Here is an 18,148-nt window from a genome sequence, read left to right as displayed (position 1 = left end):
CGCCTGCGTTGCAAGAGCCACCGGTCCGGGCCGTGTCGATCCAGCGCGCGTCACAGCAGGATGTGCTCGGACGGCACCGTCGATCGACCCATGCTAAAAATTAGGCAGCAGCCTTCTTGGCGCTTTGCTTCACCAGACGGGCAACAGTCGGCGACAGTTGTGCACCCACGCCTTCCCAGTAGGTCAGGCGGTCTTGCACGATGCGCAGACCTTCCTCGCCTTCACCGGCGAGCGGGTTGTAGAAACCGACGCGCTCGATGAAACGGCCATCACGGCGGTTACGCGAGTCGGTCGCAACGATATTGAAGAACGGGCGCTTCTTGGAGCCACCGCGGGCCAGACGGATCACGACCATGGATCTTTTCCTTGAAAAACTGGGTATGCGTACAGAGAAACACGCAAGTATAGCCCAATTTCTCCGACCAAACAAACACTTAGGCGTATCCAAACGATGTAGCCGTTGGCGCGCCTTGCGGGGACGATGCTTGTGGCCGGCGGTTGTGCTCGCCGCTTGGCTTGGCGCGGGGCCGGCAGCGCTCGCAAAGCTGCCCGTCGAGTCAGTGCGGGTACCGCCGGGTTTCCATGTCGAAGTGCTGACCGACGCAATGCCAGCAGCCCGCGAAATGGCACTCTCTCCAGCCGGCATACTTTATGTAGGCAGCCGCGCGGGCAAGGTGTACGCGATGTCGTTGCAAACGCCGGATGCGCCGATCCATGTGGTCGCGTCTGGGCTGCAATTGCCGGTGGGCGTGGCATGGCGTGACGGCAACCTTTATGTGTCGGCCGTTTCACGCGTGCTGAGGATCGACGGCATTGACAGCCGGCTCGGTAATCCGCCGGACTCGGTGATCGTCAACGACAAGCTGCCGACGGAAACGCATCACGGGTGGAAATTCATTGCGTTCGGGCCGGACGGCAAGCTGTATGTGCCGGTGGGCGCACCTTGCAACATATGCCGCCCCGATGAGAACCGGTACGCCAACCTCATGCGCATGAACGCCGATGGAAGCAGACTGGAACTCGTGGCGCGCGGCATCCGCAATACGGTCGGCTTCGACTGGCACCCGAGCACGCACGAATTGTGGTTCACCGACAACGGCCGCGATCTCATGGGTGACGACGTGCCAGACGATGAACTGAACCGCATCACCAAGCCCAATCCGCACTTTGGCTATCCGTTCTGCCACGCCGGCGACATTCCGGACCCTGAGTTCGGTGCCGGACATCCGTGCTCAGACTACACACCACCGGCCGCGAAGCTGGGAGCCCACGTAGCGGCCTTAGGCATGCGCTTTTATACGGGCAGCAGCTTTCCGCCGGAATACCGGAACAACGTCTTCATTGCGGAGCATGGTTCGTGGAACCGATCGTCAAAGGTGGGCTACCGCGTCGTGCGCGTCGTTCTGGATGCCGCCGGCAATGTGACGAAGCAGGAGCCGTTCGCCCAGGGCTGGCTGCAAGGTGAGAGGGCCTGGGGACGCCCCGCAGATGTGCTCGTGGCACCGGACGGCAGCCTGCTGGTCTCCGACGACTTGGCGGGCGCAGTGTATCGAATCCACTACACCGGGAAATGATCTTTGCGTCGCCCACCGCACGGGCAAAGCGTGCGCGAAACATCTCGTTACATGGGTAACGTTCGGACAGTGGATGCCCGATGAGTGAAGCCTTACATTGACAGGCATGAACACGCGCTGTCGATCTCTCTCTCTCAACTGCCAGAAGCACGCGGCGCGTGGCGCTTTCGAGTTCTTGCCCGACAGGAGATAGCCATGCCGATCCGTGCATTGCTTCGCACCTTCGCGGCAGGCGTTCTGATCGTCGCCTCTGCGGGCGCTGTGGCTGCCAACGCAACGGCGCATCAAACCGCCGCCGCCTTTGCAGAATCCACCATGCCCACATGGACGCAAGCGGCACAGACCATGCCGCAACCGCGCCCGTTGGTGGCGCAACTCTTCGCGGACAGCCGAGGCGAACAGGCAGCGCGTATCCGCGCGCAGATGGAGCGGATGGAAGCGCGCGCCCGCGCTGATGACCGCCTGAACGGTCGGATTCAGCCCCGCGACGGCGGCGGCCGTGGGGACTGGCAGCAACAGGAACGTATGCGCCAGGAACGCGGGAACGGCGATCAGGGGAACTGGCACGGCTCCCGCCGCGGTTGAGCCGAGTCGCCGTCCCATTTCACATCCCGGAACTTGGCCGGGACGCCTGGGTCGCACCAGGTGGCACGCATACGTTTGAAGCGACGGTGCCATCACACCCATCACAACGACAACAGGTGCTCCAATGTCATTTCCCCTCCACCGCCATGTGCGGCTTATCCTCGGTCTGGTCTGGACCACGGCCTTTATGCTGTTGCTGGCTCACCTGCTCTACGGTGAAGCAGCATCCCGCCATCAGGCGCCGCAGCAGGACTCGACGGCGATTTCGATGAGCGTGCCGTCGCTGCGTCCGGTTCCGATTTAGTGATCCTGCCCCACCTGCCGCAAGCGTCGAGCAGCGTTGTGCGCATCCGGCCGAACTGACGGCCTCTTCTCCCCGTTGCTGATGCGTCTTTAGGACGCGCTCCCGGCGCCACCGTTTGGCTGCGCCGCGGTCGACGTTGGGCGTAGAATGCGCGGCGCTGTGTTGTCTTGCCGTGTGTTCACCGCCCGCTATGCCTACGACCGCTCTTCAAAAAAAATCCAAGCTGCTGACCGTGCTGCTCGCCTTCCTGTTCGGAAGCGTGGGCGCGCATCGTTTCTACCTCAAGGGCGGACGCGACTTCTGGGCGTGGTCGCAAGTGCTTGCCATGGTGCTCGGTGTGATTGGCGTGGCGCTGCTGTGGTCCACCCAGCGGGCGAGCGTCCCGGGCTGGGTCTGCGCAATGATCGGCGGGGCTTCCGTGTTGGCGGGCTATCTGTCTGCGCTCGTCTACGGTTTGCGCCCCGACGAAAAATGGGACGCGCAATTCAATCCCGACGGCACGCCCACACATTCGGGCTGGCCTGTCGTACTGCTGAGCATTCTCACGCTGATGATCGGCACGGGCCTGCTCATGGCGGGCCTCGCCATCACCTTTCAGACCTATTTCGAAACGCAGGTGCAGGCAGCGAAAGAGTTGTCGCAGTAATCAGAACAAGCTGCCCTGGCGCTCGTCGACCGGCTTTCGCGATTTGACGGCGCTCGTGGGGGGCTTGAACTGCGAGGTGTCGAGCACCCGTTCGTTGTAGCGGTGGTAGCTGAAGCCGAGCCTGTCGGCGGCCTTGTAGAAACGCTGCCGCAACAAGTCGGCCCAAATGCCGGTGCCGCGCATGCGCGTGGCGAAATCCGCCTTGTAGTCTTGCCCGCCGTGCAGATCGCGGATGCGGTTCATCACGCGTTGCGCGCGGTCGGGGAAATGCGCCATCAGCCAATCCTGGAACACCGCGTTCAGCTCGTTCGGCAAGCGCAGCACGATGTAGCTCGCGTACGTGGCGCCCGCCTCGCGCGCGGCTTCCAGGATCTGCTCCATGTGGTCGTCGGTAACGAAGGGGATCATTGGAGCGACGCTGACACCCACCGGAATACCGGCCTCGGCCAGCGTGCGAATCGTGCGCAGGCGACGCGACGGCGTGGCGGCCCGGGGTTCCAGCTTGCGCGCCAGTTCAGCGTCGAGCGTGGTGATGGTGACGGCGGCTACGACGAGGTTCTTCGCCGCCATCGGAGCGAGCAGATCGATGTCGCGCTCGATCAACGTCGATTTGGTGATCAGCCCCACCGGGTGATCGCAATCGTGCAGCACCTGCAACACGTCGCGTGTGATGCGCAACTCGCGCTCAATCGGTTGATATGCATCGGTATTCACGCCCAGCGCTATTGCCTCGCAGCGGTAGCCTGGCTTGGCCAGCGTTTCGCGCAGCACCTCCGCGGCATTTGTCTTGGCGAACAGCTTGGTCTCGAAATCGAGCCCCGGCGATAAGTCCAGATACGCATGCGTCGGCCGCGCAAAGCAATACACGCAACCATGCTCACACCCGCGATACGGATTGAGCGACACCCCAAACGGAATATCCGGCGACTGGTTATGGCTCAGGATGGAGCGAGCGCGCTCAACCGAGACGCTGGTCTCGATGCGCGGCGGCGCCCCATCCGGATCGAGATGCCCGACAAGCGGTTGCCAGCCGTCATCGACGCGCGTGCGCTCGTCGCGCTCGAAGCGGCCTTGCAGATTGGACGTGGCGCCGCGTCCCTTGCGGGGGACGTGGCGATCGGACATGTCGGACACAGCGGAAAAGTTTGGATGCGGGGGCTTGCTGATCGTATCGCATCCGCTCCCGCTCCGCTGTGGGCGACGCCGGCTACGCCTCGGGGTCGAGCTTCACTTCCCAGAGCGATTTGCCGTCGAGATCGTGCAGCGATACAAGCATCGTGCGCGTGGCCGGGTCGATCTTGGCTCGGCCATAATACTGCTGCAGCGCTGCCGGCGACTGGTTCTGCGGATTGTCCTTGGGAATGCTGATGTAGCGCAGGTCCGGCCCAAAGGTCTGATCCACTTCGTTAGGCCCGAACGTGCCCGCGTTGATCGGGCCGCCGACGAACTCCCAGAACGGTTTGAACTCCGTGAATTTGGCGCGCGACGGGTGGTAGTACGTCGCTTGCGCGTAGTGCACGTCTGCCGTCACCCACACCACGTTCTGGATGTTCTCCTGCTTGATGAAACGCAGGATTTCGGCCAATTCCAATTCGCGGCCCGACGGCGCGCCATTATCCGCATTGGCCCAGGCTTCGTAGGTACCCTTTGGCACGTCCGGGTTCAGATCAGGCACCACCAGCGAGATCGGCATGTCGCTGGCAATCACCTTCCACGTGGCCTTTGACTGCTTGAGCGATCGCTTCAGCCACGCCGTCTGCGCCGGGCCGAGGAAAGCGGAATCGGCATCCAGCGTGGTCTGCCGGTTCGGCGAGTTGCGACCGCGATAACTGCGCTCGTCCAGCATGAACACGTCGAGCAGCGGGCCGTACCGGAATGCGCGGTAGATCTGCTCGGGCTCGACGGGGTTGAAACGGAACGGGTTGTACTCGAACATCGCCTGCTTTGCGCGGGCGGCCAGCACGGATGCGCTGCGTTCTTGATAGCGTTTCTCTTCCGGGCCGATCTGCTGGCCGGGGTACCAGTTGTTGCGCACCTCGTGGTCGTCCCACTGCACGAGGAAAGGCACCTCGGCAGCAAACGCCCGCTTGTTCTTGTCGAGCTGGTTGTAGGCGAAGGCGCCGCGATAGTCCTCCAGCGTCTGCGCGACGTGCGACTTCGCTTCGGTCGTGAGGTTGGTCCACAGCGAACCGTCGGGCAGCTTCACCTCGGCTTCGATGGGGCCGTCAGCGTAGATCTGGTCGCCCGAGTGGATGAAGAAATCGGGCGACTCGCGGCGCATGGCTTCGTACAGGCGGTAGCCGCCGAAGCGCTCGTTGATGCCCCAGCCCTGGCCGGCTTCGTCGCCGGAGAACACGAAGCAGATTGGGCGGTTGGCTTGCACCGGCGCGGTACGGAAGCGGCCGACGACGGGCTCGCTGAACGCCTTCTCATGCACGAGATCCTGGAAGCGGACGCGGTAGAACAGGTTGGCACCAGCAGGCAAGCCGGTGAGATCGACACGCGCGGTCAGTCCGCTGGTTTCGATGGCCGTCGGGCCAACACGGCGCACGACCTTCTTGAAGGCCGCGTCGGTCGAATATTCGACGATCATCCGCGCGGGACGATCGGTGCGGCTCCAGACGATGGCACTGTCAGCCGTGATATCACCGCTCATCACTCCGCCGGGCACTTGCGGACGCAGGCGCTCGGACGTCACCACGGCCGGTGCAACGCCCTGGGCCAACACTTCGCCCATACGCGAACCGAGCAGCGCGGTGCCGCTGGCGGAAACGAGACCCTTGATCAGTGTGCGGCGGGTCGGCTTGAAGATCGGCTGGTCGGACATGCGGGCTCCGTTATCGGTGATAAAGCTGCAGGCCAGCCTAAAGCGCTTCCGTGACAGCGCTACGTCACCCGCCCTCTTCCGTCACATCGATGGCCAGCGTCTCCTTGATCTCCTCCATCACGATGTAACTCTTGGACTGCACGGCGCCTGGCAACTGCAGCAGGATGTCGCCCAGCAAGCGTCGGTATTCGCCCATCTCGCGAATGCGGGCTTTGATGAGGTAATCGAAATCGCCGGACACGAGGTGGCACTCCAGCACCTCCGGAATACGCAGCACCTCGCGCCGGAACTGCTCGAACATGTTGCCGGACTTACTGCCCAGACTGATCTCCACGAACACCAGCAGCGAGGCTCCCAGCATGGCCGGGTTGAGCCGCGCGTAATAGCCCAGGATGAAGCCCTCGCGCTCCAGGCGTTTGACGCGCTCGATGCACGGCGTAATGGTCAGGCCGACTGCCTCGGAGAGTTCCTTCATCGACAGGCGCCCGTCCTTTTGCAGGAGGTCGAGGATGCGCCGATCGAGCTTGTCGAGTGCCCGGACGGGCTTGCGCTGGGTTCGCATGACTTAAAACGCCTCAAAATCGAAGTAGTTTCTGTTTTGGTTAAATATACAGAAACAATTACTAGGTTTGTGCGAATACGATAGCGGCATCTATCGCAAATGCATCCCCGGGGAGTATCACCATGCGCGTGCTCGTTCTTGGCAGCGGCGTGATTGGCGTGACGAGCGCCTATTACCTGGCCCGTGCGGGCCATGAAGTCACTGTCGTCGACCGCGAAGCGGGTCCGGCGCTGGAGACCAGCTTCGCCAATGCTGGCCAGATCTCGCCGGGCTATGCGTCGCCGTGGGCCGCGCCGGGCGTCCCGCTCAAGGCCATCAAGTGGATGTTCCAGCAGCACGCGCCGCTGACGATCCGCCCCGACGGCACCCTCTTCCAGCTCAAGTGGATGTGGCAGATGCTGCGCAACTGCGACGCCGCCAGCTATGCGCAGAACAAGGAGCGCATGGTCCGCCTGGCTGAATACAGCCGCGACTGCATCCGCGACCTGCGCGCCGACACCGGCATCGCCTACGAAGGCCGCCAGCAAGGCACGCTGCAAATCTTCCGCACCCAGCAACAGCTCGACGGCGCCGCGAACGACATCGCCGTGCTCGAGCGCGCCGGCGTGCCCTACGAACTGCTTTCGCGCGAAGACCTCGTGCGCAGTGAACCAGGCCTGGCCTCGACCCGCCACAAGCTGGCCGGTGGCTTGCGCCTACCCAATGACGAAACGGGCGATTGCCAGCTCTTCACCACGCGCCTGGCTGCGATGGCGGAAAAGCTCGGCGTGCGCTTCCGTTTCAACAGCACGATCAACAGTCTGATCTTGAAGAACGACGCCGTACGTGGCGCGCTGGTCGACGGCCAGCCGATCGATGCTGATCTCGTGGTCGTGGCGCTGGGCAGCTACAGCACGCCGTTCCTGAAGAATCTGGTGAACGTGCCGGTCTACCCGCTCAAGGGGTTCTCGATCACCGTGCCGATGACGGACGCGACGAAGAGCCCCGTGTCCACCATTCTGGACGAGACCTACAAAGTGGCCGTGACGCGCTTTGACGACCGTATCCGCGTGGGTGGCATGGCGCAGATCGTCGGCTATGACAAGCGCCTGGACCCGAGCAAGCGCAAGACGCTGGAGTTCGTGGTCAACGATCTGTTCCCGGGTGCCGGAGATGTGTCGCGCGCCTCCTTCTGGACGGGCCTGCGCCCGATGACGCCGGACGGCACACCCATCGTGGGCCAGACGCCGGTGCGCGGCCTGTGGCTCAACACGGGCCACGGCACGTTGGGCTGGACCATGGCCTGCGGCTCGGGCAAGCTGCTGGCGGATCTGGTGTCCGGCCGCTCGCCCGCCATTCGCTCGGATGACCTCTCCGTGTATCGCTACCTGGGCGGCACGCCGATGCCGGCGACCAAGCCTGCGCTGGCCTGATCGCCCGCACCGCACGCAGTAAAAAGGGAGGCCGAAGCCTCCCTTTTTTGTTCCGCTGATACCGCTCAAAACTGTGCTTCGGGCACCGCACCGATCGTCTCACCGCCCGTCAGGATCGACTGTGCGATACCCGGTGCCTGCGTGAGCAACACGTCTGCGAACACGCGCGCCGTGGCGATCTTGGCGCCGTAGAAGTTCGGGTCTTCACTCTCGCGGTCGATGGCGACCAGCAGAGCACGCGCCATCTGCCAACCCGACAGCACGATGCCGCACAGTCGCAGATACGGCACGCTTCCCGCGAACACGGCGTTCGGCTGCGCCTTGGTCTGCACGACCACAAAGCGCACCACCGACTCCAGCGCCTCGCGGCCCGCCGCCAGACGCGCACGCATCGCATCGCAATGTGCACCGCCCTTTGCAGCCAGTGCCGCTTCCACCTTGGCAATTTCCGCACAGATGCCCAACGCTACCGCGCCACCGTCACGCACCGTCTTGCGGCCAATCAGGTCGTTGGCCTGGATGGCCGTAGTGCCTTCGTAGATCGGCAGAATGCGCGCATCACGATAAAACTGCGCGGCGCCCGTCTCTTCGATAAAGCCCATGCCGCCGTGCACCTGCACGCCCATGCTCGTGACGTCGATCGACATCTCGGTGCTCCAGCCCTTCACGATCGGCACCAGGAATTCGTACAGCGCCGCGTTCTGCTTGCGTGCTGCGTCATCGGCAGCGTGATGGCCGGCATCGCACGCTGCGGCGGCCACGTAGGCGAGCGCGCGCGCGCCTTCGGTCATGGCGCGCATCGTCAGCAGCATGCGCTTCACATCCGGGTGGTGAATGATGGGCACGGCCTTGGAAGCAGAGCCATCGACGGGGCGGCTCTGCACGCGCTCGCGGGCATAGGCCACGGCCTTCTGATAGGCACGCTCCGACACGCCAATGCCCTGCATGCCGACCGCATAACGCGCCGCGTTCATCATGATGAACATGTATTCCAGGCCGCGATTTTCTTCGCCGACCAGCGTGCCAATCGCGCCGCCGTTATCGCCAAATTGCAGCACGGCCGTCGGGCTCGCCTTGATGCCGAGCTTGTGTTCGATCGACACGCAGTGCGCGTCGTTGCGCGCGCCCAGCGAGCCGTCCGGATTGACCATGAACTTCGGCACCACGAACAGCGAAATGCCCTTCACGCCTTCCGGCGCGCCCGGCGTGCGCGCCAGCACGAGGTGGACGATGTTCTCGGCCATGTCGTGCTCGCCCCAGGTGATGAAGATCTTCGTACCGAAGATTTTGAACGTGCCGTCGCCCACCGGCTCGGCGCGCGTGCGCACGAGTGCCAGATCCGAACCGGCCTGCGGCTCGGTGAGGTTCATCGTGCCCGTCCATTCGCCGGAGATGAGCTTGGGGACGAAAAGCTGTTTCTGCTCTTCACTACCGGCCGTCAGCAACGCCTCAATGGCGCCATCCGTCAGCAGCGGGCACAGGGCGAACGACAGGTTGGCCGCGTTCAGCATTTCGATGCACGCCGTGGCGATCAGCTTCGGCAGGCCCTGGCCGCCGTATTCCAGTGGATGCTGCACGCCCTGCCAGCCGCCCTGGCCGAACTGCGCAAACGCCTCCTTGAAACCCGCGGTGGCCGTGACGATGCCGTCCTTCCAGCTGCTCGGGTTACGGTCGCCCTCCACATTCAGCGGCGCAACGACTTCACCGGTAAAGCGCGCGCTTTCTTCCAGCACGGCCTGCGCCGTATCTGCGGTGGCGTCCTCAAAGCCGGGCAGCTTGGCGACGTTGTCCAGGCCGGCCAGCTCGTTCATCACGAACAGCATGTCCTTGACGGGGGCTTGATAGGTCATGTCTCTCTCCAACTCTCGTTAAGCGCGATCAGGACAGCGCAGCATCAAGTGCGCGACGCGCTCTCCTGATGGCGCTTGCGTATAAAAAAGCCGTTTCCAAACAGGTCGGAAACGGCTTTGCGTCGGGCATTGCGGCGCGCCTTAACCAAGGCACGTCGCACAGTGCAATCAGCCCAGTGCGGTCACCAGCTCCGGCACGACGGCGTTCAGGTCGCCCACGAGGCCATAGTCCGCCACCTGGAAGATCGGCGCTTCCGGATCCTTATTGATCGCGACGATCACCTTCGAATCCTTCATGCCGGCCAAGTGCTGGATCGCGCCCGAGATACCGACGGCGATGTACAGCTGCGGCGCGACGATCTTGCCGGTCTGACCGACCTGGTAGTCATTCGGTACGAAGCCGGCGTCCACTGCGGCACGCGAGGCGCCCAGCGCGGCGCCCAGCTTGTCGGCCAGCGGCGTCAACACCTTGGTGTAGTTCTCGCCCGACCCTACGCCACGGCCGCCCGACACGATGATCTTGGCAGCGGTCAGTTCCGGGCGGTCGCTCTTCGTCACTTCACGCGAGACGAATTGCGAGATGCCGGCATCAGCCACGGCAGTCAGGTTTTCGGTAGCAGCCGAGCCACCGGTAGCGGCAGCCGGGTCGAATGCCGTGCCGCGCACGGTGATTACCTTCACCTTGTCGGCCGATTGCACGGTGGCAATCGCGTTGCCGGCGTAGATCGGGCGCTCGAAAGTGTCCGGACCGTCGACCTTGGTGATGTCGGACAATTGGGCCACGTCCAGCTTGGCGGCCACGCGCGGCAGGATGTTCTTGCCGTAGGCGGTGGCGGGCGCCAGGATGTGGCTGTAGTTGCCGGCAACGGCCAGGGCCTGCTCGGCGACGTTCTCGGCCAAGCCATCGGCAAACTGGGGCGCGTCGGCCACCAGCACCTTGGTCACGCCGGCGATCTGCGCGGCGGCCTGTGCAGCGGCGCCGCAGCCAGCGCCGGCCACCAGCACGTGGACGTCACCGCCGCATTGGGCGGCGGCCGTCACGGTGTTCAGCGTCGCGGCCTTGATGGATTGGTTGTCGTGTTCAGCAATAACGAGTGCGGTCATCTTGATCTGCCTGTTCGGTGTGCTTGAAGTTGCGTGCGGTTGCGGGAAGGTTACAAACCCGCCGCTTACAGCACCTTGGCTTCCGTCTTGAGCTTGGACACCAGCGTGGCCACATCGGGCACCATCACGCCGGCGCTGCGCTTGGCGGGCTCGACCACCTTCAGCGTCTTCAGGCGCGGTGCAACGTCCACGCCCAGATCTTCCGGCTTGACCGTGTCGAGCTGCTTCTTCTTCGCCTTCATGATGTTCGGCAGCGTCACGTAGCGCGGCTCGTTCAGGCGCAGGTCGGTGGTGACCACGGCCGGCAGCGTGACCGACAGGGTTTCCAGGCCGCCGTCCACTTCGCGCGTGACCGAAGCCTTGCCGTCGGCAATCTGCACCTTCGAGGCAAACGTGGCTTGCGGCAGGCCGGCCAGCGCAGCCAGCATCTGGCCGGTCTGGTTGGCGTCGTCGTCAATCGCCTGCTTGCCGAGGATGATCAGCTGAGGCTGTTCCTTGTCGACCAGCGCTTTGAGCAGCTTGGCCACGGCCAGCGGCTGCAGTTCTTCATTCGTTTCAACCAGGATGCCGCGATCGGCGCCGATGGCCATGGCAGTGCGCAGGGTTTCCTGGCACTGCGTCACGCCGCACGAAACGGCGATCACTTCGGTAGCGACGCCCGCTTCCTTCAGGCGAACCGCCTCTTCCACGGCGATCTCGTCGAACGGGTTCATGCTCATCTTGACGTTGGCCAGATCGACACCGCTGCCGTCCGTCTTCACGCGAACTTTCACGTTGTAATCGATCACGCGCTTGACTGCGACCAGGACTTTCATGCGCTCACTCCACTAATTGATAAGACGATTTTGCAAAACGCCGGCCATTATAAGGGGGGCTGGTCGCTCGCGTAATTTTTCCGAACGGTCGTGCTATTTTAACCGCGAAAATTTGCCGGACGCCAGTCAAACGTCCGGCAATCTGTTTGGTAGAACCCTCTACCGGATCACCGAAGGATCAGGAAGTGGTTACCAAGCCACAATCACCGCATCTTTGTACTTCGTCTTGACGAAGGACTTCACGGCGTCGGAATGATACGCCTTCACGAGCTTGGCGACCCAGGGTTGATCCTTGTCGGCCACGCGGACGGCGATCACGTTGGCATACGGGCCCTTCGGGTTTTCGATGGCGATGCCGTCCTTGGTCGGGTCCAGGCCGGCCTTTTCAGCGTAATTGCCGTTGATGGCGGCGGCATCCAGATCATCCAGCGAGCGCGGCAGTTGCGCGGCGTCCAGCTCGACGAACTTCAGCTTCTTCGGGTTATCGGCCACGTCGCGCGGCGAAGCCTTGAAACCGGCGTTCGGCTTGAGCTTGATCACGCCTTGCGATTGCAGCAGCAGCAGCGCGCGGCCGCCGTTGGTCGGATCGTTCGGCAAACCGAAGCGCGCACCGTCCTTCAACTCCTTCAGCGACTTGATCTTCTTCGAGTAGATCCCCATCGGGAAGGTGATGGTTTGGCCGACGCTCACGAACTTGTAACCGCGCGTGGCAATCTGGTCGTCGAGATACGGCTGGTGCTGATAGCTGTTTGCATCCAGGTCACCGGCAGCCAGGGCCGCGTTCGGCTGGATGTAATCGTTGAACTCAACAATCTGCAGCTTCAAGCCGTCCTTCTCGGCGACCTTCTTTACTTCTTCCATGATCTCGGCGTGCGGCCCGGCGGTCACGCCAATCTTGATCGGCTTGCTCTGCGCGAGCGCGCTGCCTGCGACCAATGCCAATGCGGCGCCAAGGCTCGCGGACCATTGCAGCAGTTGACGGCGATTCATTGTGTTTCCTCGTTCTGTCTGTCGATTGAATGATTAACGGTGGCTCAGGCGGCGCACGAGCCAATCGCCCGTGGATTGCACGGCCTGCACAAAGACGATCAGGATGACGACGACCGCCAGCATGATGTCCGATTCGTAGCGCTGATAGCCGTAGCGGATACCCAGGTCGCCCAGCCCGCCGCCGCCGATGGTGCCGGCCATGGCCGAGTAGCCGACAAGGCTGACGAAGGTGATCGTCAGGCCGGCGAGGATGCCCGGCATCGCTTCAGGCAGCAGCACCTTGTAGACGAGTTGCCCGGTCGTCGCGCCCATCGATTGCGCCGCTTCGATCAGGCCACGATCCACTTCGCGCAGCGCAGTCTCAACCAGACGTGCAACAAACGGAATCGCGGCAATCGTCAGCGGCACGATGGCCGCCGCGGTGCCAATGGACGAGCCCGCCAGCAGGCGGGTGAACGGAATCACGGCGACCAGCAGAATGATGAACGGCACCGAGCGCACGGCATTGACGACAAGGCCCGCCACGCGGTTGAACACCGGTGCCGACAGCACGCCACCCGTGGTCGTCAGATACAGCAGCACGCCCAGCGGGACGCCGAATAACGCGCCAATACCGCCCGACACGCCGACCATGGCGAGCGTTTCCCAGAAGGCGGGCAAAAACAGATCGGTCAGGTCAGACCACATGATTGATCTCCTCGACCACCACGCCTTGCTCGCGCAGGAAGTTCATCGCGTTGTTGATGTCGGCGGTATCGCCCGATGCCAGGATCGCCAGCGAGCCGAAGGCCTGGCCCTGAATTTCGTCGATATGGCCGTGCAGGATATTGAAGTCGAGCCCGTAGTTGCGGATCGCCTGGGCCAGCACCGGTTGGTCCACGCCTGCGCCGGTAAATGCGAGGCGGAACAGGTGGTCACGGCCACCCTGCTCACGTGCGGTGAGGCGGCTTTCCACGCGCGCCAGAACGGTGGGCGGCAGCTCTTGGGAGATCACCTCGCCGATGAGCGCGCGCGTCACGTCATGCTTGGGTTGCAGGAACACATCGATGACGCGGCCGAGTTCGACCACGCGGCCAGCGTCCAGCACCGCCACACGGTCGCACACCTGCTTGATGACTTCCATCTGGTGCGTGATCAACACGATGGTCAAACCGAGTTCGCGGTTGATCTTGCGCAGCAGGTCGAGAATCGAGCGCGTCGTCTCCGGATCCAGCGCGGAAGTCGCCTCGTCGGAGAGGAGCACATCGGGCTGGCTTGCCAGCGCGCGGGCGATGCCAACGCGCTGCTTCTGGCCTCCGGAAATCTGCGCGGGGTAGCGGTCCTTGTGCGCGGACAGACCCACCAGCTCCAGCAGCGGCAACACGATCTCGCGGATGCGTTCGCGTGATGTGCCGGCCAACTCCAGCGGCAGCGCCACGTTGTCGTAGACGGTGCGCGACGACAGCAAGTTGAAGTGCTGAAAGATCATCCCGATCTTGCGGCGCGCCTGGCGCAGTCCGTCGGCATTCAGGGCAGTCAGTTCCTGCCCTGCCACGGTGACGGTGCCCGAGGTCGGCCGGTTCAGGAGATTGATGACGCGGACAAGCGTGCTCTTGCCCGCGCCACTGCGGCCAATGATGCCGAAAATCTCTCCCCGGTCGATGGACAGGTCGACGCCGCGCAGCGCGTGGACGTCATGGCCGCCCGCTCCCCGAAAGTGCTGCGATATCCCCTTGAGTTCGATCATGCGTACAGACAAAAACGGCAACCGCCCTGCTTAGGCCGTTGCCGTCTCTTTTTTGTTTGAATGAGGCGCTAGTGTAAGGCAGACCCTACATGCGAGGAACGATTCTTTAACGATGTATTTATTACTTTTTCGAATATCATCAACGATTCGTCATCGTCAATCGGTTAAAGCTCGGCCAACGCCTTGACGTGTGCCACCACGCTGCGACCCAGCGCGCTGAGGTTGTAGCCGCCCTCCAGACAGCTGACAATCCGGCCCTTGGAGTGCTTGCGCGCCACTTGCATCAGCTGTTTCGTAATCCAGGCGTAGTCCGCCTCGACCAGGCCCATCTGGCCCAGATCGTCTTCGCGATGCGCATCGAAGCCGGCAGAAATGAACAGCATCTCGGGCTCGAACGCCTCCAGGCGCGGCAGCCAGATGGTCTCCACCACCTCACGTACGGTCAGGCCATTGGTATACGCCGGCAGCGGAATGTTGACCATGTTGGCCGCCACTGCCTCGGTGCCGGAATACGGATAGAACGGGTGCTGGAAGATGCTGCACATCAGCACGCGAGGTTCATCGCGGAAGGCCGCTTCGGTGCCGTTGCCATGGTGGACATCAAAGTCGACGATCGCCACGCGCTGCAAGCCGTGATGCTCCAGTGCGTGACGCGCGGCCACGGCCACGTTGTTGAAGAAGCAAAAGCCCATCGCGCGGCCGGGCTCGGCATGGTGGCCGGGCGGGCGGACGCTGCAGAAAGCATTTTCAAGTTCGCCTGCGATGACCTTGTCGGTGGCATCCACCGCCGCACCGGCGGCCAGCACTGCGGCCATATAGGTGTGCGGGTTCATCGACGTGTCGGGATCGATCGGCATATAGCCGGCAATCGGCACACTGGCCACCAGCTCGCGCACGTATTCGGCACGATGCACGCGACACAGCTGCGCCTCGGTGGCAGGGGGCGCCTCGCACGGGACGAGCAAGTCTTCGATGCGGCTGGCGATGAGCTGGTCTTCGATCGCGCGCAGGCGGTCCGGGCATTCGGGATGGTGTGGGCCCATCTCGTGCCGGAGGAATTCGGGATGCGTGTAGAGGCCGGTCGCCATGTTGTTGTGATCCGGTGTGCTTCAGTGTCTCCAGCCGCTACGTTAGCACGGCTCTGCGACAACGCCGCGCGCCCCGGGCGATCCAACAGACGCATCCGCTACAATGCCCTGATCCCGTTTGAAGCCTGCCCATGAGCCAATCGCCTTCTTCCCGTCGTCCCGTATTGCGCGCCCTGGTGGCTGGCGCAGCGCTCTCCGCACTCTCTTTCCCGGCACTCTCGCTGGCGGCCAAGAAGGCCGCCAAATCGTCCAAGCGCCGCGTCGCGGTGCATGAAGAAGAGATTGATCCCGATCGTTATCGCAACAACCCGCAGACGCAGGCCTTCATCGGCATGCTGGTCGCGCAGTACAACTTTGACCGGACATCGCTCGATACGCTTTTTGCGGGCACGGCCTATTCCGCCACGGTGGCGCGCTTGATCCTGCCGCCAGCCACGCCCGCGCGTCGCAGTTGGACGGCCTATCGCGGCCGCTTCATCGAACCCATCCGCATTGGCGCCGGCGCGCGCTTCTGGCAGCAATACGGCGATACGTTGCGCCGCGCCGAAAAGGAATTCGGCGTGCCTGCCGACGTGATCGTCGGCATTTTGGGCGTCGAGACCATCTATGGCCGGGACATGGGCAACTTCCGCGTGATTGATGCGCTGTCCACGCTGGCTTTCGACTACCCCGACACGCCCAACCGCGAAGACCGCAGCACGATGTTCCGCAATCAGTTGAAGGACTTCCTGCTCTGGTGCCGCGACACGGGCACGGACACGTTCTCGGTCCTGGGCTCGTATGCGGGCGCAGTGGGCATTCCGCAGTTCATGCCGACCAGCATCCGCGAATACGCCATCGATTACGATCGCGACGGCCACATCGATCTGCGCAACAGCGCGGTGGATGCCATTGGCAGCGTTGCCCGCTTCCTGCAAATGCATGGCTGGGAGCCGAACCGCCCCGTGATGTGGAACATTGCCGGCGATGCCGACAGCCAGGGCATTGCGGCAGCAGCCGCAGACGGCCAGCCGTATCCCGGCATGACGCTGTCCAAACTTACACGTGCGGGGCTGACGCTGACGCCGGGCGTCGATGCTGCGCGCGAGCAGGAAACCGAAGTGCTGATGATCGATCTGCCGACGCCCGGCCAGCCGACGGAATACCGCGTCGGCCTGCGTAACTTCTACGTGCTGACGCGCTACAACCGCAGCTTCTTCTATGCGGCGGCGGTGTACGAGTTGGGCCAGGCCGTGCGGCAGGCGATGCAGGGTTGATCTGCCGTCCACGCAACAAAAAAAGCGCAGCCTCGGCTGCGCTTTTTTCATGGCGATGCGGCGTGCCGTCAGGCGGGGAAGACACCCGTCGACAAGTAGCGATCGCCTCGGTCGCAAACCACGAACACGATCGTCGCGTTTTCGACTTCCTCAGCCACGCGCAGCGCCAGGCACAACGCGCCAGCCGCGGAGATTCCGCAGAAGATGCCTTCTTCACGCGCCATGCGCCGCGCCATGTGCTCGGCGTCGGACTGGCTCACCGGTTCGGTGCGATCAATGTATTTCGGATCGTAGATCTTCGGCATGTACGCCTCGGGCCACTTCCGGATGCCCGGAATGCGCGAGCCTTCTTCCGGTTGTGCACCAATGATCTGAATATCCGCGTTCTTCTCTTTCAGAAAGCGCGAGACGCCCGTAATGGTGCCCGTCGTGCCCATCGCCGAAACGAAGTGCGTAATACGGCCTTCGGTCTCGCGCCACAGTTCGGGGCCGGTGGTCTCGTAGTGCGCGAGCGGGTTGTCCGGGTTGGCAAACTGGTCGAGGATAACGCCCTTGCCTTCCTTCTCCATCGCATCGGCCAAGTCGCGAGCGTATTCCATACCGCCCTTAACGGGCGTCAGGATGATCTCGGCGCCGTATGCGGCCATGCTCTGGCGGCGCTCCACCGACAGGTCTTCCGGCATGATGAGCACCATCTTGTAGCCGCGCACGGCAGCGGCCATGGCCAGCGCAATGCCGGTGTTGCCCGAAGTGGCCTCGATCAGCGTATCACCCGGCTTGATGCGGCCCCGAGCTTCGGCGCGCTTGATCATCGACAGCGCGGGGCGATCCTTGACTGAGCCGGCTGGGTTATTGCCTTCGAGTTTGCCAAGGATGACATTGCCGCGACGCGCGTTGCCTTCGCCTGGAATGCGCTGGAGCTGCACCAGCGGCGTGTTGCCGATGGTGTCTTCGATCGTGAGATAGGCCATGATGCGTAAGGGACGGGAATCAAGTCATTGTAATGCAGCCCAAATCCCTCCCCCGCACATGGCAAAACGCCCCGCTCGGGGGCGGGGCGTTTTTGGGCAGGTGACCCAGCGTTACTTCTTCTTAGCGTCCTTGCCATCCTTCTTGGCTGCCGGTGCAGGAGCCGGAGCACCGAACGTCAGACCTTCGTTCTCGAGCTTGACGAGCGTCTTGTCACCAATGCCGGACACGCGGGCCTTGAAGTCGGCAGCATCCTTGTACGGACCATTCTTGGTGCGCTCTTCGATAATCAACTTGGAACGCTTGGGGCCAATGCCGGACAGCGTCTCCAGCCCCGCGTGGTCAGCGGTATTTACATCTACCGCCGCCCACGACATCGACAGCATCGACAGGGACATCAGCGCGGTGGCCAATAGCTTCTTCAACATGTGCTTCTCCTG

19 protein-coding genes are annotated in these 18,148 nt (G+C 63.1%); 6 read left to right on the top strand and 13 right to left on the bottom strand.

Going from position 1 to position 18,148, the window contains the following annotated elements; genetic code table 11:
- Positions 1–100: 100 nt before the first annotated feature.
- The gene (gene rpsP, locus N5B55_RS03975; protein ID WP_012761578.1) at positions 101–355 is read right to left on the bottom strand and encodes a 30S ribosomal protein S16; all 255 of its coding nucleotides are present in this window, start codon (positions 353–355) and stop codon (positions 101–103) included.
- 145 nt (positions 356–500) lie between these two features.
- Between rpsP and N5B55_RS03970 the strand changes: the two genes are divergently transcribed.
- From N5B55_RS03970 to N5B55_RS03955, 4 genes are all read left to right on the top strand, one after another.
- Positions 501–1,574 carry a PQQ-dependent sugar dehydrogenase gene (locus tag N5B55_RS03970; RefSeq protein WP_369812426.1) on the top strand — a complete coding sequence of 358 codons (1,074 nt, stop codon included), beginning with the start codon at positions 501–503 and terminating at the stop codon, positions 1,572–1,574.
- A gap of 195 nt (positions 1,575–1,769) precedes the next feature.
- Positions 1,770–2,159, top strand: a complete 390-nt coding sequence (locus tag N5B55_RS03965; protein ID WP_178959789.1) for a hypothetical protein — start codon at positions 1,770–1,772, stop codon at positions 2,157–2,159.
- Positions 2,160–2,283: 124 nt separating this feature from the next.
- On the top strand, positions 2,284–2,463 hold the full coding sequence (locus N5B55_RS03960; protein WP_304539209.1) for a hypothetical protein: 180 nt from the start codon (positions 2,284–2,286) through the stop codon (positions 2,461–2,463).
- 190 nt (positions 2,464–2,653) lie between these two features.
- Positions 2,654–3,109 (top strand): NINE protein, encoded by a 456-nt coding sequence (locus N5B55_RS03955; protein ID WP_009238632.1) that lies wholly within the window; start codon positions 2,654–2,656, stop codon positions 3,107–3,109.
- Here N5B55_RS03955 and N5B55_RS03950 read toward each other — a convergent pair whose 3' ends face one another.
- From N5B55_RS03950 to N5B55_RS03940, 3 genes are all read right to left on the bottom strand, one after another.
- Complete coding sequence (locus tag N5B55_RS03950; RefSeq protein ID WP_304539208.1) at positions 3,110–4,234, bottom strand: PA0069 family radical SAM protein; 1,125 nt, start codon at positions 4,232–4,234, stop codon at positions 3,110–3,112. It lies immediately after the preceding gene.
- Positions 4,235–4,316: 82 nt separating this feature from the next.
- On the bottom strand, positions 4,317–5,936 hold the full coding sequence (locus N5B55_RS03945) for an alkaline phosphatase D family protein (RefSeq protein ID WP_304539207.1): 1,620 nt from the start codon (positions 5,934–5,936) through the stop codon (positions 4,317–4,319).
- A gap of 64 nt (positions 5,937–6,000) precedes the next feature.
- A complete protein-coding gene (locus N5B55_RS03940) occupies positions 6,001–6,498 on the bottom strand; it encodes an Lrp/AsnC ligand binding domain-containing protein (RefSeq protein WP_009238635.1) in 498 nt (165 codons plus the stop codon).
- Between the two features lie 122 nt (positions 6,499–6,620).
- Here N5B55_RS03940 and N5B55_RS03935 point away from each other — a divergent pair, with 122 nt between their 5' ends.
- Positions 6,621–7,910, top strand: a complete 1,290-nt coding sequence (locus N5B55_RS03935) for a D-amino acid dehydrogenase (protein WP_304539206.1) — start codon at positions 6,621–6,623, stop codon at positions 7,908–7,910.
- Between the two features lie 65 nt (positions 7,911–7,975).
- On the opposite strand, the gene N5B55_RS03930 is transcribed toward N5B55_RS03935, so the two are convergent.
- The 7 genes from N5B55_RS03930 to N5B55_RS03900 all read right to left on the bottom strand — a co-directional run bounded on the left by N5B55_RS03930 (position 7,976) and on the right by N5B55_RS03900 (position 15,483).
- The gene (locus tag N5B55_RS03930; RefSeq protein ID WP_304539205.1) at positions 7,976–9,760 is read right to left on the bottom strand and encodes an acyl-CoA dehydrogenase; all 1,785 of its coding nucleotides are present in this window, start codon (positions 9,758–9,760) and stop codon (positions 7,976–7,978) included.
- A 168-nt stretch (positions 9,761–9,928) separates the two neighbouring features.
- Positions 9,929–10,864, bottom strand: coding sequence for an electron transfer flavoprotein subunit alpha/FixB family protein (locus N5B55_RS03925; RefSeq protein ID WP_027677863.1), 936 nt, complete (start codon positions 10,862–10,864; stop codon positions 9,929–9,931).
- Between the two features lie 65 nt (positions 10,865–10,929).
- Positions 10,930–11,679: an electron transfer flavoprotein subunit beta/FixA family protein gene (locus tag N5B55_RS03920; protein WP_154208199.1), complete on the bottom strand. Its 750-nt coding sequence runs from the start codon at positions 11,677–11,679 to the stop codon at positions 10,930–10,932.
- Between the two features lie 189 nt (positions 11,680–11,868).
- A complete protein-coding gene (locus tag N5B55_RS03915) occupies positions 11,869–12,669 on the bottom strand; it encodes a MetQ/NlpA family ABC transporter substrate-binding protein (RefSeq protein WP_065857263.1) in 801 nt (266 codons plus the stop codon).
- A 33-nt stretch (positions 12,670–12,702) separates the two neighbouring features.
- Complete coding sequence (locus N5B55_RS03910; RefSeq protein WP_009238641.1) at positions 12,703–13,356, bottom strand: methionine ABC transporter permease; 654 nt, start codon at positions 13,354–13,356, stop codon at positions 12,703–12,705.
- Positions 13,346–14,395, bottom strand: a complete 1,050-nt coding sequence (locus N5B55_RS03905; protein WP_154208200.1) for a methionine ABC transporter ATP-binding protein — start codon at positions 14,393–14,395, stop codon at positions 13,346–13,348. Before N5B55_RS03905 ends, N5B55_RS03910 begins: the two co-directional genes overlap by 11 nt.
- Before the next feature lie 164 nt (positions 14,396–14,559).
- On the bottom strand, positions 14,560–15,483 hold the full coding sequence (locus N5B55_RS03900) for a histone deacetylase family protein (protein WP_065857259.1): 924 nt from the start codon (positions 15,481–15,483) through the stop codon (positions 14,560–14,562).
- Positions 15,484–15,614: 131 nt separating this feature from the next.
- Between N5B55_RS03900 and mltB the strand changes: the two genes are divergently transcribed.
- Positions 15,615–16,739, top strand: coding sequence for a lytic murein transglycosylase B (mltB, locus tag N5B55_RS03895; RefSeq protein ID WP_304539204.1), 1,125 nt, complete (start codon positions 15,615–15,617; stop codon positions 16,737–16,739).
- 68 nt (positions 16,740–16,807) lie between these two features.
- On the opposite strand, the gene cysM is transcribed toward mltB, so the two are convergent.
- Positions 16,808–17,710, bottom strand: a complete 903-nt coding sequence (cysM, locus tag N5B55_RS03890) for a cysteine synthase CysM (protein WP_304539203.1) — start codon at positions 17,708–17,710, stop codon at positions 16,808–16,810.
- Positions 17,711–17,821: 111 nt separating this feature from the next.
- A complete protein-coding gene (locus N5B55_RS03885) occupies positions 17,822–18,136 on the bottom strand; it encodes a ComEA family DNA-binding protein (protein WP_009238646.1) in 315 nt (104 codons plus the stop codon).
- Positions 18,137–18,148 lie beyond the last annotated feature (12 nt).

Origin of the sequence: Ralstonia pickettii (genome assembly GCF_030582395.1) — a bacterium.
GTDB classification, from domain to species: Bacteria; Pseudomonadota; Gammaproteobacteria; order Burkholderiales; family Burkholderiaceae; genus Ralstonia; species Ralstonia pickettii_D.
Note: the sequence above shows the minus strand (reverse complement) of the source record. Positions and strands in the feature narration are given on the sequence as shown.